Here is a 13,606-nt window from a genome sequence, read left to right on the forward strand (position 1 = left end):
CGGGAGTGAGATGAACGGAACGCGGCGCTGGGTGCCGCGACGCCCAGCGGAGTTAACGGTTCCGTTCCGGTTCGCGTTCAGTGGCCGCAGGCCCACGGCGCGCCGGCGAAAGTCGACTCGGCCCTCTCGCGCAGCGCCCGCACCGCCGCCGCCGGATCGTCCGCCCCGTACACCGCGGAGCCCGCCACGAACACGTCGGCGCCCGCCTCAGCGCACCGCTCGATGGTGGACTCGGACACCCCACCGTCCACCTGGAGCCACAGCTCAAGGCCGTGCTTGGCGATCAGCTCCCGGGTGCGGCGGATCTTCGGCAGCATGATGTCCAGGAACGCCTGGCCACCGAAGCCCGGCTCCACCGTCATCACCAGCAGCATGTCGAGTTCCGGAAGCAGGTCCTCGTAAGGCTCGATCGGCGTGGCGGGCTTGAGCGCCATGGACGCCCTGGCACCCTGGGCCCGGATCTCCCGGGCAAGCCGGACCGGCGCCGCCGCGGCCTCGACATGGAAGGTCACCGACCCCGCGCCCGCCTCCACGTACCGCGGTGCCCAGCGGTCCGGGTCCTCGATCATCAGGTGGCAGTCCAGCGGGGTGTCGGTCGCCTTGCGCAGCGATTCCACGACGGGAACACCGAGCGTGAGGTTGGGCACGAAGTGGTTGTCCATCACGTCGACATGGAGCCAGTCGGCTCCCGCCACGGCCTGCGCCTCATCGGCGAGGCGGGCGAAGTCGGCGGACAGGATGCTCGGGTTGATCTGCGCACGCATGCGCCCAGTATGGCGCCCCGTGCGCCGGGCCGCTTCGGGCGGCCCCCTCGCCCCGGCCGGTGGGGCCGGGTCAGCCGACCCGGCGCAGCAGCGCCAGGTACATCGCGTCCGTGCCGTGCAGATGCGGCCACAGCTGGATGTCCGGGCCGTCGCCGAGGTGCGGTACGCCGGGCAACAGCGGCCGGGCGTCGACCAGTTCGGCGGCCTCCGGCGCCGCACGCAGCACGTCGTCCACCACGGCCCGGGTCTCCGCCGGATGCGGTGAGCAGGTCGCGTACCCCACCACACCGCCGACCCGCACCGAACGCAGCGCTGTGCGCAGCAACTCCCGCTGGAGCGGCCCGAATCCGGCCACGTCCTCCGGGCGGCGGCGCCACCGGGCCTCCGGGCGGCGGCGCAGCGCGCCCAGCCCGGTGCACGGCACATCCATCAGCACCCGGTCGAAGGCTCCCAGCGGCCACGCCGGTCGGGTGCCGTCGGCGGTGACCACCTGGTAGGGGCCGGGGTTGCCGGCCAGTGCGCGGGCGACCAGCCGGGCGCGGTGCGGCTGCTTCTCGGCGGCCAGCAGCCCGGCGCCACGCTCCGCGGCGAGCGCGGCCAGCAGCGCCGCCTTGCCGCCGGGTCCGGCGCAGCCGTCCAGCCAGCGGCGGTCGGGGCCGTCCAGCGGGGCGTTGGCCAGCGCGAGCGCGACGAGCTGGCTGCCCTCGTCCTGGACCCCGGCGGCGCCGTCGCGCACCGCGTCCAGTGCCGCCGGGTCGCCGCCGTCGGCGAGCCGGATCGCGTACGGGGACCAGCGGCCCGGCGCGCCGTCCGCGCCGACCTCCTCGGCCAGCTCGGCGGTGCCGCACCGGCCCGGCCGGGCGACCAGGGTCACCTCGGGCCGCTCGTTGTCCGCCGCCAGCAGTTCCTCGATGTCCTCGCGTCCGCCGCCGAGCGCGTCCCACAGCGCGGAGACCACCCACCGGGGGTGGGAGTGCACCACGGCGAGGTGGTCCTCGGGGTCCTCGTCGTACGGCGGTGCCACCCGGTCCAGCCAGCCGTCGAGGTCATCCGCGGCGATCTTGCGCAGCACCGCGTTGACGAACCGCGAGCGGCCGTCCCCCACCACGGCCCTGGCCAGCTCGACGGTGGCCGAGACCGCGGCGTGCGGTGGGATGCGGGTGCCCAGCAGCTGGTGCGCGCCGAGACTCAGCACGTCCAGCACCGGCGGGTCCACCTCGCGCAACGGCCGGTCGACGCAGGCCGCGATGACGGCGTCGTACGTGCCCTGGCGGCGCAGCGTCCCGTAGACCAGCTCGGTGGCCAGCGCCGAGTCCCGGCGGTCGAAGCCCGCTCCGTCGCGCTCGGCGTCCCGCAGCAAGGCCGGGAGTACGAGGTTGGCGTACGCGTCGCGCTCGTCCACTGCGCGCAGCACGTCGTAGGCGAGCTTGCGCACCGGATCGGGCTTCGGGCGACGGTACGGTGCCTTGCCCTGCGGGCGACGGGGACGGGAGTTCATACGGGAAGGTGCTCCGGAATCCAGCGATGTACGGGCCGCCTGGGCGGCGGACCTCCCCAGCCTACGGCTTACCCGCCGAACGGGCTGGCCACAGGGGGTACCCGGGGGGCGCCCCGTCCCATGCCCAGCCGCGACGGCGAGCACCCGACGACGGCGACCGGCGGTCACGAACCGGCCGCGCCCCGGCGCCCGCTAGGCCCCGGTCCCGTCGAACCGTTCGCCGGAAGCGATCCGGACGCCGCGGGCCCAGTCCGCGGCCCGCATCCGCTTCTTGCCCTGCGGCTGCACCTCCGTCAGCTCCACGGCGTACGAGCCGGTGCCCGCGTAGACCGCGGACTTGGTCACCGCCAGCTCGCCCGGCGCGAGTTGGAGGTCCGCGCGGTCCGGCAGCGGCTTCACCGGCGCCGCGAGCTTGAGCCGCTCGCCCTGGAAGAGGGTCCACGCCCCCGGCGCGGGCGTGCACGCCCGGACCACGCGGTCCACCCGCAGCGCGGGCCCGGTCCAGTCGACGCGGGCGTCATCGACGGTGATCTTCGGGGCCAGCGTGACGCCTTCGGCGGGCTGCGGCCGTGCCTTGAGCGTGCCGTCCGCGATGCCGTCCATGGTGGCCGCCAGCAGCCCGGCGCCGGAGCGGGCCAGCCGGTCCAGCAGCGCCCCGCTGGTGTCGTCCGGGCGCACCGTCTCGGTGATCACACCGTAGACCGGGCCGGAGTCCAGCCCCTCCTCGATCTGGAAGGTGGAGGCGCCGGTCACCTCGTCGCCCGCCATCACCGCGTGCTGCACCGGCGCCGCGCCGCGCCACGCGGGCAGCAGCGAGAAGTGCAGGTTGACCCAGCCGTGCGCGGGGATGTCGAGCGCCACCCTGGGCAGCAGGGCGCCGTACGCCACGACCGGGCAGCAGTCGGGGGCGATCTCACGCAGCCGGACGAGGAAGTCCTCGTCACGCGGCCGGTTCGGCTTGAGCACCTCGATCCCGGCCTCCTGAGCGAGCTGCGCGACCGGGCTGGCCACCAGTTTGCGGCCGCGTCCCGCGGGGGCGTCGGGCCGGGTGACGACGGCGGCCACCTCGTGCCGCTCGGACGCCAGCAGCGCCTCAAGCGCGGGGACGGCGACTTCGGGGGTACCGGCGAAGACAAGCCTCATCGGGGTGCGGTGCCTTTCGGGAAGGAGCGTGGAACAGGGGACTCAGCGCGCCCGGCCGAACGTGCTGTGCGGGGAGATCCGGACCTGCGGAGCGGGTTCGCCCGCCCACTCGGCCTCCCGGATGGCCTTCATCGCCGCCTTGCGCTGCTCGGGGTCGAGCCGGTCGATGAAGATGATCCCGTCGAGGTGGTCGGTCTCGTGCTGGATGCAGCGGGCGAGCAGTCGCGTGCCCTCGACGGTGACCGGGTCGCCGTACATGTTGAAGCCCTTGGCGACCACGCCGTACGCCCTCTTGCAGTCGTACCGCAGGCCCGGCAGTGACAGACAGCCCTCCGGACCGTCCTGCTCCTCGTCGGTGAGCGTCAGGTCCGGGTTGACCAGATGGCCGAGTTCGCCGTCCACGTGATAGGTGAACACCCGCAGGGACACGCCGAGTTGGGGCGCGGCCAGACCCGCCCCCGGCGCGTCCAGCATGGTGTCACTGAGGTCCTTGACGAGGGTGCGCAGTTCCTTGTCGAAGACGGTGACCGGCTGCGCCTTCATGCGCAGCACCGGATCGCCGAAGAGATGGATCGGCATCACGGACACAGGGCGGACTCCCGTCGGCGGGGTACGGAGCGGCCTCCCAGTCTATGGCGGCCGGCGTACCGGCGGATTCAGGGGCGTACGCAGGGACATGCGCCTCTTCCGTGTCCACTCGCGCCCCCAGAGCGTGACCCGATGGGCTGCTGACGCGTTGGTCAAGACAGATTGACCGAAAACGGGCCGACACCTGACCCGTTGACAACCCGACACACTCACAGCATCGCCGGTTCGAGAGGCTTGTTCATGGCCGACCACGCAACCCACGACGCCCAGGCACGGGCCAGTCTGCACCTCCTGGTGCGGGACATCGAGCGGGTCCGCCGGCAGGTGGACGCGCTGCGTACCCTCACCGCCCAGTTGGGCAACGTCTACCGCCCGAGGCGCAGCGGACCCGCCGCCGGATTCGTCGTTTACGGCCGGGCCCCGGCACCAACCGTAAGGCTCGCACAGGAGTTGCGGGACAGCGTCGAGACCCTGGTCACCGCGGCCGTCGACTTCGACCGGTCGCTGGGTTTCTCCTGGGACGCGGTGGGCTCGGCGCTCGGGGTGACCAAACAGGCCGTGCACCGGCGCTACGGGACCCGCCGGGCCACCGCGGCGGGCGGAGAGGACGAGCGCGGTGCCGCGCCCAGCGCCACCCGCACGGTTCCGGCCGCGCGGTCGATGCCGATGGGGGCGGCGCAGCCCGGCTCCGCGCTCCGTGACGAGGCGTTCCCCGGCGCGCTGCCCGGGCCGCGCAACGGCTGACCCGCGGCGCACCGCCCCCACCGCCCCGCGACGCCGACACGCCGGGGCGGTGGCCCGCTCCCGGATGGTTTCAGCCGATGTCCGGCGGATCCATCCGCACCCGTACGGGTTCGAAATTACGGGCCATCCGCGCTACCTGCGCCGTCTTGAGCGCCGCGGCCAACGCTCCGCCGTTGCCCGGCGGCACCCGGAGCAGCACCCGCTCCCACACCTCGCCGGGCGGCGGATCGCCCATCCGCCGGGGACGGCCGGGCGGCGCGGCCGGAACCGGAACCGGTCCCAACCGGTCAGTGCCCTCCGGCAGTTGGGCGTGCTCCAGCAGATCGGTGACCGCCGCCGCGGTGCCGGTCACCGACGCCATACGGGACACCGGCGGGAAGCCGAGCTCCGCCCGCTCCGCCAGTTCCCGTACCGCGTACCCGGCTGGATCCCAGCGCACCAGCGCCTGCACCGGGCGCAAGCCGGGCTCGGCGAGCACCGCGACGGTGCCGCCCTCGGCGGCCGGGCGGACCAGCGCCGCGGCGGTCAGCCAGCGGCGCAGCGTCTCCTCACCGGCTCGCAGGTCAGGGCGGTTCAGCAGGGCCCAGCCGTCGAGGAGCAGCGCCGCCGCGTAGCCGCCCTCCGCGACCGGCTCGGCGCCCGGCGTGGAGATGACCAGCGCGGGCTGGTCCGGCACCCGGGCCAGCACCGCCTCCCGCCCTGAGGTACGCACCGGCACCGTGGGGAAGGCCCGGCCCAGCTCGTCGGCGGTGCGCCGGGCGCCGACCACCTGTGCGCGCAGCCGGTTTCCGGCGCACTCCCGGCAGTGCCACGCGGCCTCCGGCCGTCCGCACCACGCGCAGTGCAGCACCCCTGACTCGGTCAGCTCCAGGGGGCCCGCACACCGTGCGCAGCGGGCCGCTTCACGGCAGCGCTCGCAGGCCAGCCGGGGCACATAGCCCCGGCGCGGCACCTGTACCAGCACCGGACCGCGCAGCAGCGCGTCCCGGGTGACCTGCCAGGCGAGGCTGGGCAATCGGGCAGCGCGCGCGGCCGGGTCACGGGCCTGGTCCCCGTCGCCGACGGTACGCACCAGCGGGGCCGCGGCCCGCACCTGCTCACGGGGGGCGGTGAGCGGCAACGCCCAACGGCTGTCGACGAGTTGGGCCCCCTCGGCGGTGACCGAGAGCCCACCGAGCAGGAACGCGGCATGCTCGTCGGTGGCGCGCAGCAGCAGTACGTCGCGGGCGTGCGGCTGCGGTGCGTGCGGTTCCGCGTGGCTGGAGTCGCCGTCGTCCCACAGCGCGACCAGCCCGAGGTCGGTCACGGGAGCGAACATCGCGGCGCGGGTGCCGATGACGCCGCGCACCGTACCGCGGTTGACGGCCAGCCACCGCCGGTACCGCTCCTCGGGACCGCTGTCCGCGGTGAGCACGACATGGTGTCCGTCGCCCAGCAGGGCGGTGAGCGCGGTATCGACCCTGGCCACCGCCCGGCCGTCGGGCAGCACCGCGAGCGCGCCACGCCCGGAGGCCAGGGTGGCGGCGAGGGCGCGGGCGAGTTCGTCCGGCCAGTGCGGGCCGGGCAGCGCGGTCCACACCGCTCGCGGGCTGGCCCCGGTGGCGAGCGCCTCCAGGAAGCCGGGGCCGGTGGCGTACCGCGCCCAGCCGCCGGGATCGGGGCGCGCCGGCGTTCCGGGCGCCTCCGGTATCGCCCGGCCCTCCGCCCGGGCGTGCCGGGGCGGCACCGCCAGCTGCACGACATCGGCCAGCGCCCCCGCGTACCGGTCGGCCACCGAGCGGCACAGCCTCAGCAGGCCAGGTCCCAACACCGGTTCCGGAGAGAGCACTTGGGCCAGCGGCGCGAGCGGCCCCCGGTAGTCGCTCTCGGGCAGCCGGGCCACAACGAACCCGTCGTGCAACTCCCCACCTTCCCGGCGCCCCCTGACCACCCGGGCCCCGAACCGCACCCGGACCCGCACCCCCGGCTGGGCCTGCTCGTCCATCGCCTCGGGCACCGAGTAGTCGAAGAACTGGTCGAGGTGGATCAGCCCCTTGTCCACCAGCACCCGGGCCACCGGCAGGCCCGCCGCCAGCGCCGCCCCCCGCCAGCTGCGCGGCTTGGCCCGCGGCTCCTTCGCCTTGCGCACCGTCTCCCGGATCAGCGCGAGCTGCTCCCCGGGCCCGCCCTCCGGACCCCGCTCCGGGCGCTCGTTCTCGCTGCTCACGTCCTCATAACTACCAGACGGATACGACAATGCCCGCCGGGCAGCGGTGCGGCCCCGGACCGCGATGGTCCGGGGCCGCGACGTGGTTCAGGCGGCGGGCTTACAGCCCCACCGCCGCGCGGAGTTCGTCCACGCGGTTGGTGCGCTCCCAGGTGAAGTCCGGCAGCTCGCGGCCGAAGTGGCCGTAGGCGGCGGTCTGGGCGTAGATCGGGCGGAGCAGGTCGAGGTCGCGGATGATGGCGGCCGGGCGGAGGTCGAAGACCTCGGCGATGGCGTGCTCGATCTTGTCGACGTCGACCTTGGCGGTGCCGAAGGTCTCCACGAACAGGCCCACCGGCTCGGCCTTGCCGATCGCGTACGCGACCTGGACCTCGCAGCGCGAGGCGAGACCCGCGGCGACCACGTTCTTGGCGACCCAGCGCATCGCGTACGCCGCCGAGCGGTCCACCTTGGACGGGTCCTTGCCGGAGAAGGCACCGCCACCGTGGCGGGCCATGCCGCCGTAGGTGTCGATGATGATCTTGCGGCCGGTCAGGCCCGCGTCGCCCATCGGGCCGCCGATCTCGAAGCGGCCGGTGGGGTTGACCAGCAGGCGGTAGCCGTCGGTGTCCAGCTTGATGCCGGAGTCCAGCAGGGCCTTCAGCTCCGGCTCGACCACGAACTCCCGGATGTCGGGGGCCAGCAGTGAGTCGAGGTCGATGTCGGAGGCGTGCTGTGAGGAGACGACCACCGTGTCCAGGCGGAGCGCCTTGTCACCGTCGTACTCGATGGTGACCTGGGTCTTGCCGTCCGGGCGCAGGTAGGGGATGGTCCCGTTCTTGCGGACGTCGGTCAGGCGCTTGGAGAGCCGGTGCGCCAGCGTGATCGGCAGCGGCATCAGCTCGGGGGTCTCGTCGCACGCGTACCCGAACATCAGGCCCTGGTCACCGGCGCCCTGCCGGTCGAGCTCGTCGTCGTCGCCCTCGACCCGGTTCTCGTAGGCGGAGTCCACACCCTGGGCGATGTCCGGGGACTGCGCGCCAATGGACACCGACACTCCGCACGAGGCGCCGTCGAAGCCCTTCTTCGAGCTGTCGTAACCGATACCGAGGACGGTGCTGCGGACCAGGGTCGCGACATCGGCGTAGCCCTTGGTCGTCACCTCCCCGGCCACGTGCACCAGACCGGTCGTGATCAACGTCTCGACGGCGACCCGGGAGGTCGGGTCCTCCTTCAGCAGGGCGTCGAGAATCGTGTCGCTGATCTGGTCAGCGATCTTGTCGGGGTGACCCTCGGTAACCGACTCCGAGGTGAACAGGCGGCGGGACACATCGCTCCCTGGGGTTGCAGCGGCTGCTGGCTGATACGGGCGGTCCGACCGGGGCTGCGCCCGTCGGACCACCGCCAGTTTATCGGTCGTGTCGAGGAAATAGACACGGTATCCGGATCTTTGTGTCCATCGTGACCTGCGACACCCTCCCGAACGTCATGACGATACGCCCTGGCGTTCGCCGGACGGACGGATTCCGCGCAGCGTTGGCCACACCGCCGCCCCGTGTTCACACCTCGGCCCACGGCTTCGGCGTGGCGTGACCCACCGGGACCCGGCGGCGGCTCACCAACGCTGGAGCACCAGGTCCCAGACCACGTCGGCGAGCGCCTCCTTGGGGCCGTGGGGCACCAGGGTCCGGGTGCCGTCCGGGGCGAGCACCACGGCCTCGTTCTGCTCGGAGCCGAAGGTCTTGTGCTCGCCGACCTCGTTGACGACCAACAGATCGCAACCCTTACGAGTGAGTTTGGCGAGGCCGTTCGCCAGAACGTCGTCGGTCTCCGCGGCGAAGCCCACCACGATCTGCCCGGGTTGCGGGCGGGCCGCGGACAGCTCGGCGAGGATGTCCGGATTGCGCACCAGCTCAAGCGGCGCGGGCTCCTCGCCGTCCTTCTTCTTGATCTTGCCGGTGGCGTACCGGGCGGGCCGGAAGTCGGCGACGGCCGCCGCCATCACCACGGCGTCGGCGTCGGCCGCGGCCTTGAACACGGCCTCGTGCAGCTGCTGGGCGGTCTCGACGCGGACCACGTCCACCCCGGCCGGGTCGGCCAGCGCGGTGTTGGCGGCGACCAGGGTGACCCGTGCCCCACGGGCCACGGCGGTACGGGCGAGGGCGTAGCCCTGCTTGCCGGAGGAACGGTTCCCCAGGAAGCGCACCGGGTCCAGCGGCTCACGGGTGCCCCCGGCGCTGATCACCACGTGCCGACCGGCCAGGTCGGCGGCGGTCGCCGCGCCCCGGGCCAGCACCCGCTGGCAGACCTCGAAGATCTCGCCGGGCTCGGGCAGCCGCCCCTTGCCGGTGTCCACGCCGGTCAGCCGTCCGACGGCGGGCTCGACGACGATCGCGCCGCGGCCGCGCAGCGTGGCCACGTTCTGCTGGGTGGCCGGGTGCTCCCACATCTCGGTGTGCATGGCGGGCGCGAAGACCACCGGGCAGCGTGCGGTGAGCAGGGTGTTGGTCAGCAGGTCGTCGGCGAGGCCGTGGGCGGCCTTGGCGAGCATGTCGGCGGTGGCCGGGGCGACCACGACGAGGTCGGCGTGCTGGCCGATCCGTACGTGCGGGACCTCGCTCACGGTGTCCCAGACGCGGGTGGAGACCGGGTTGCCGGACAGCGCCGCCCACGTGGCCTCTCCCACGAAGTGCAGCGCGGAGTCGGTGGGCACCACGCGCACGTCGTGCCCGGACTCGGTGAACCGCCGCAGCAGCTCGCACGCCTTGTACGCGGCGATGCCGCCGCTCACCCCCAGGACGACCTGTGGCCTGCCCATACGCCTCTCCCCGCCGAGCGGTTCGGGTACCCGGGCGGATACCCGTCTCCATACTGCGTCCGCCGGGAACCCGCCCCGGCCCAGACCACGGGCCCGGCAGCTGCGCCGCCGGGCCCGTGGTCTCGATGTGTCGCTGTCAGTGGGCCGGCGTGTCGACGGCCTCGGAGGTCAGCAGACCCGCGTTGATCTCGCGCAGCGCGATCGACAGCGGCTTCTCGTGCACGTGGGTGTCCACGAGCGGGCCGACGTACTCCAGCAGGCCCTCACCGAGCTGCGAGTAGTACGCGTTGATCTGGCGGGCACGCTTGGCCGCGTAGATCACCAGGCTGTACTTCGAGTCGGTGGCTTCGAGCAGCTCGTCGATCGGCGGGTTGATGATGCCCTCGGGCGTCGCGATGGAAGAGGACACTCTCTACCTACCCCTACTTGTGGAAAGAACTTGGACCTGGGTCAGCTCAGCTCGGCTCAGCGAACCCAGAAGTGGATCAGCAGACCCGCATCAAGGCTAGCAGTTCGCGTGCCACGTCCTCGACGGAGGTGTTGACCAGGGTGACGTCGAACTCGGACTCGGCCGCCAGTTCGACCCGGGCCGCGGCCAGTCGCCGCTCGATCACCTCGGCCGACTCGGTGCCCCGGCCGGTGAGCCGACGGACCAGCTCGTCCCAGCTGGGCGGGGCGAGGAAGACCAGCCTGGCCTCCGGCATGGTCTGACGAACCTGTCGCGCACCCTGCAGATCGATCTCCAGCAGTACCGGAACACCGGCTTCGAGGTGCTCGAGCACGGCCTGCCGCGGGGTCCCGTAGCGGTTGCCCGCGAACTCCGCCCACTCCAGCAGCTCACCGTTGGCGATCAGCTTGTCGAACTCGTCGTCGTCGACGAAGTGGTACTGCACCCCGTCCCGTTCGCCCGGCCGGGGCCTGCGGGTGGTGACGGAGACCGACAGCCAGACTTCGGGGTGGACCTTGCGCAGGTAGCCGACGACCGTGCTCTTGCCGACCCCGGAGGGGCCGGAGAGCACGGTCAGCCGGGGTTGCTTGGCCGGAGGTTCGGGGGTTTCCCCCCGGGGGACCGCATCGCTCATGGAGCGATTATCCCGGTTCCCCGGCCATGCGGAAAACGACGGTTGAACGTCAGGCGCCGGTGCTGCCGAACTCACGCTCCAGAGCGGCGATCTGGTTGGAGCCGAGACCCCGCACCCGACGGCTCTCGGAGATGCCGAGCCGCTCCATGAGCTGCTTGGCGCGGACCTTGCCCACGCCGGGCAGGGACTCCAGCAGAGCGGAGACCTTCATCTTGCCGATGACATCGTTCTCCTGCCCCTGCTTGATGACCTCGTGGAGGGAGGCCCCGGAGTGCTTGAGACGATTCTTGACCTCGGCGCGCTCCCGGCGAGCCGCGGCGGCCTTCTCTAGCGCGGCAGCGCGCTGTTCAGGGGTTAGGGGCGGTAGAGCCACGCCTACGTCACCTCGGAAGTAGAACTGTCGGATACGGACCGGTGAGGAACCTAGTTGCTCCACACCTACAGAGCAACGAGCAACGCGCTTCCTTGCGTTCTCCTGTCGGAGACTAGCGGGCGAACCCGCTCCCGTCAGCGAGAACAGGCGAAAAGTCCAGGTCAGACTTGATCTCGCGGTACTTTTCGGGCATATCGGACAGAGTTCTTCTGTGCATGACTGCGTTGGGTATCCGCAAGGCCACGTTCCGCCCCCTTCGCCCTCAGTCGCCGACCACCGTCCGGACCTCGTCGGCGATCCGCTCGGCCGCCGCGCGCAGCGCCGCGGTGTCCGGTCCGTGCCGCAGGACGTCCCGGCTGACGCTCGGCAGTACGTTGCGCAGCGCCGATCCGAAGACCGCGGGCAGGTCGGCCGGGGTCGCGCCCTGCGCGCCGATGCCGGGAGCGAGCAGCGGCCCACCGGTGTCAAGGTCGATTCCTGCCTCGGCGACCGTGGCGCCCAGGGTCGCGCCGACCACCGCGCCGAACGAGCCCAGCGGCCGCTCCCCCGCGTTCTCCTCGCGCAGGTGGCCGAGAACCGTCGCGGCCACCGTGCTTCCGTCGGCCCCGGTCGCCCGCTGCACCTCGGCGCCCTCCGGGTTGGAGGTGAGCGCCAGCGCGAAGATCCCGGTGCCGCAGGCGCGGGCCAGTTCCACGGCCGGACGCAGCGACCCGAACCCCAGGTAAGGGCTGACCGTGACCGCGTCGCTGAACAGCGGGCTCGCCGGATCGAGGTAGGTGGCGGCGTACGCGGCCATGGTGGAGCCGATGTCACCGCGCTTGGCGTCCATCAGCACCAGCGCGCCGGCGGCCCGCGCGTCGGCCACCGTGCGCTCCAGCACCGCGACGCCGCGCGAGCCGAACCGCTCGAAGAACGCGGACTGCGGCTTGAGCACCGCGACCCGGTCGGCCAGCGCCTCCACCACGGTCCGGGAGAAGCGCTCCAGACCCGCCGGATCGTCGGCCAGGTCCCAGGCGGCCAGCAGGGAGGCGTGCGGGTCGATCCCCACGCACAGCGGACCACGGGTGTCCATGGCCCGCCGCAGCCGGGCGCCGAAGGGGTCGAGGGTCATGGGGCTTCTCCTTGTTCGCTTCTGCGCCGTTCGCTTCTGCGCCCGCGGGGGGACAGCGCGGGACTCGTCGTCGGATACCGGTCGTGCGCGTCGTGCGCGACGCTCACGCGTCCTTCTTGACCGCGGCGCCGACGGCGTCGGCGAGGGTGGGGTACGGGCTGGCCTTGAGCCGTTCGGCCAGCCCCTTGTGGATCGCACGGCACCAGAAGGGGCCCTGGTAGATGAAGGCGCTGTAGCCCTGGACCAGCGAGGCGCCCGCCAGGATCCGCTCCCAGGCGTCGTCCGCGGTCTCGACGCCGCCGACGCCGACCAGCGTGACCCGGTCGCCGACCCGCGCGTATAGCCTGCGCAGCACCTCCAGCGAGCGGGCCTTGAGCGGCGCCCCGGACAGTCCGCCCGCGCCGATGGCCTCGACGGCCGCCGAGTCGGTCTTCAGGCCGTCCCGGCCGATCGTGGTGTTGGTGGCGATGATGCCGTCCAGGCCGAGTTCCACCGCGAGGTCGGCGACGGCGTCGATGTCCTCGTCCGCCAGGTCGGGCGCGATCTTCACCAGCAGCGGTACGCGGCGGCCGGTGACGGTGCGGTCGGCGGCCTGGCGCACCGCGCCGAGCAGCGGGCGCAGGTGCTCGACGGCCTGGAGGTTGCGCAGGCCGGGGGTGTTGGGCGAGGAGACGTTGACCACGAGGTAGTCGGCGTACCGCGCCAGGCGCTCGGTGGACGTCACGTAGTCGGCGACGGCTTCCGCCTCGGGGACGACCTTGGTCTTGCCGATGTTGACGCCGAGCACCGGCTTGAAGACCGGCCTGCGGGCGGCCAGCCGGGCGGCGACGGCGGCCGAGCCGTCGTTGTTGAAGCCCATCCGGTTGATCAAGGCGCGGTCCTTGACCAGCCGGAACAGCCGCTTCTTGGGGTTGCCGGGCTGCGGCTGGGCGGTGACGGTGCCGATCTCGACGTGGTCGAAGCCGAGCATCGCCATTCCGTCGATGGCGGTCGCGTTCTTGTCGAACCCGGCGGCGAGGCCGAACGGCCCGTGCATCCGCTTGCCGAACACCTCGGTGCGCAGCTCCCGGTGGCGCGGCGCCAGGACGGCGGCGACGATCGTGCGCAGCACTGGGATCCGGGCCACGCCACGGATCCAGCCGAAGGCCAGGTGGTGCGCCCGCTCCGGATCGAGCCGGGTGAAGAAGAGTTTGAAGAAAACAGAGTACATGGCGGCGGGCCTTCTACGGTGGGGCAACTGCGGCCCACAGGGCCTGAGTTGGGCGCGGCCGGTAGCGGCCACGCGTGCCGGGGGCTGCGC

The 13,606-nt window shown here is 72.8% G+C and carries 13 protein-coding genes; 1 reads left to right on the forward strand and 12 read right to left on the reverse strand.

Annotated features, from left to right (window positions below):
• Positions 1-77: 77 nt before the first annotated feature.
• The 4 genes from rpe to def form a co-directional block, all read right to left on the reverse strand.
• Positions 78-764, reverse strand: coding sequence for a ribulose-phosphate 3-epimerase (rpe, locus tag P3G67_RS06315; RefSeq protein WP_269854882.1), 687 nt, complete (start codon positions 762-764; stop codon positions 78-80).
• Positions 765-834: 70 nt separating this feature from the next.
• Positions 835-2,262: an RsmB/NOP family class I SAM-dependent RNA methyltransferase gene (locus P3G67_RS06320; protein ID WP_276092585.1), complete on the reverse strand. Its 1,428-nt coding sequence runs from the start codon at positions 2,260-2,262 to the stop codon at positions 835-837.
• A gap of 192 nt (positions 2,263-2,454) precedes the next feature.
• The gene (gene fmt / locus P3G67_RS06325) at positions 2,455-3,405 is read right to left on the reverse strand and encodes a methionyl-tRNA formyltransferase (RefSeq protein ID WP_276092586.1); all 951 of its coding nucleotides are present in this window, start codon (positions 3,403-3,405) and stop codon (positions 2,455-2,457) included.
• 42 nt (positions 3,406-3,447) lie between these two features.
• Positions 3,448-3,993: a peptide deformylase gene (gene def / locus P3G67_RS06330; RefSeq protein ID WP_276092587.1), complete on the reverse strand. Its 546-nt coding sequence runs from the start codon at positions 3,991-3,993 to the stop codon at positions 3,448-3,450.
• Between the two features lie 240 nt (positions 3,994-4,233).
• On the opposite strand from def, the gene P3G67_RS06335 reads away from it, so the two are divergent.
• Positions 4,234-4,737, forward strand: a complete 504-nt coding sequence (locus P3G67_RS06335) for a hypothetical protein (RefSeq protein WP_269854886.1) — start codon at positions 4,234-4,236, stop codon at positions 4,735-4,737.
• A gap of 70 nt (positions 4,738-4,807) precedes the next feature.
• On the opposite strand, the gene P3G67_RS06340 is transcribed toward P3G67_RS06335, so the two are convergent.
• The 8 genes from P3G67_RS06340 to P3G67_RS06375 form a co-directional block, all read right to left on the reverse strand.
• Complete coding sequence (locus P3G67_RS06340) at positions 4,808-6,943, reverse strand: primosomal protein N' (RefSeq protein WP_276092588.1); 2,136 nt, start codon at positions 6,941-6,943, stop codon at positions 4,808-4,810.
• A 100-nt stretch (positions 6,944-7,043) separates the two neighbouring features.
• The gene (gene metK / locus P3G67_RS06345) at positions 7,044-8,252 is read right to left on the reverse strand and encodes a methionine adenosyltransferase (RefSeq protein ID WP_269854888.1); all 1,209 of its coding nucleotides are present in this window, start codon (positions 8,250-8,252) and stop codon (positions 7,044-7,046) included.
• Between the two features lie 285 nt (positions 8,253-8,537).
• Complete coding sequence (coaBC, locus tag P3G67_RS06350; RefSeq protein ID WP_276092589.1) at positions 8,538-9,740, reverse strand: bifunctional phosphopantothenoylcysteine decarboxylase/phosphopantothenate--cysteine ligase CoaBC; 1,203 nt, start codon at positions 9,738-9,740, stop codon at positions 8,538-8,540.
• 136 nt (positions 9,741-9,876) lie between these two features.
• Positions 9,877-10,149 carry a DNA-directed RNA polymerase subunit omega gene (rpoZ, locus tag P3G67_RS06355; protein WP_255929886.1) on the reverse strand — a complete coding sequence of 91 codons (273 nt, stop codon included), beginning with the start codon at positions 10,147-10,149 and terminating at the stop codon, positions 9,877-9,879.
• Positions 10,150-10,225: 76 nt separating this feature from the next.
• Complete coding sequence (gene gmk, locus P3G67_RS06360; RefSeq protein ID WP_269854890.1) at positions 10,226-10,822, reverse strand: guanylate kinase; 597 nt, start codon at positions 10,820-10,822, stop codon at positions 10,226-10,228.
• 49 nt (positions 10,823-10,871) lie between these two features.
• Positions 10,872-11,195, reverse strand: coding sequence for an integration host factor (locus P3G67_RS06365; protein ID WP_255929890.1), 324 nt, complete (start codon positions 11,193-11,195; stop codon positions 10,872-10,874).
• 262 nt (positions 11,196-11,457) lie between these two features.
• The gene (gene pyrF / locus P3G67_RS06370) at positions 11,458-12,306 is read right to left on the reverse strand and encodes an orotidine-5'-phosphate decarboxylase (protein WP_269854891.1); all 849 of its coding nucleotides are present in this window, start codon (positions 12,304-12,306) and stop codon (positions 11,458-11,460) included.
• A gap of 103 nt (positions 12,307-12,409) precedes the next feature.
• Positions 12,410-13,516, reverse strand: a complete 1,107-nt coding sequence (locus tag P3G67_RS06375; RefSeq protein WP_276092590.1) for a quinone-dependent dihydroorotate dehydrogenase — start codon at positions 13,514-13,516, stop codon at positions 12,410-12,412.
• Between the last annotated feature and the right edge of the window lie 90 nt (positions 13,517-13,606).

It is taken from the genome of Streptomyces silvisoli, assembly GCF_029269905.1.
Lineage (GTDB): Bacteria > Actinomycetota > Actinomycetes > Streptomycetales > Streptomycetaceae > Streptantibioticus_A > Streptantibioticus_A silvisoli_A.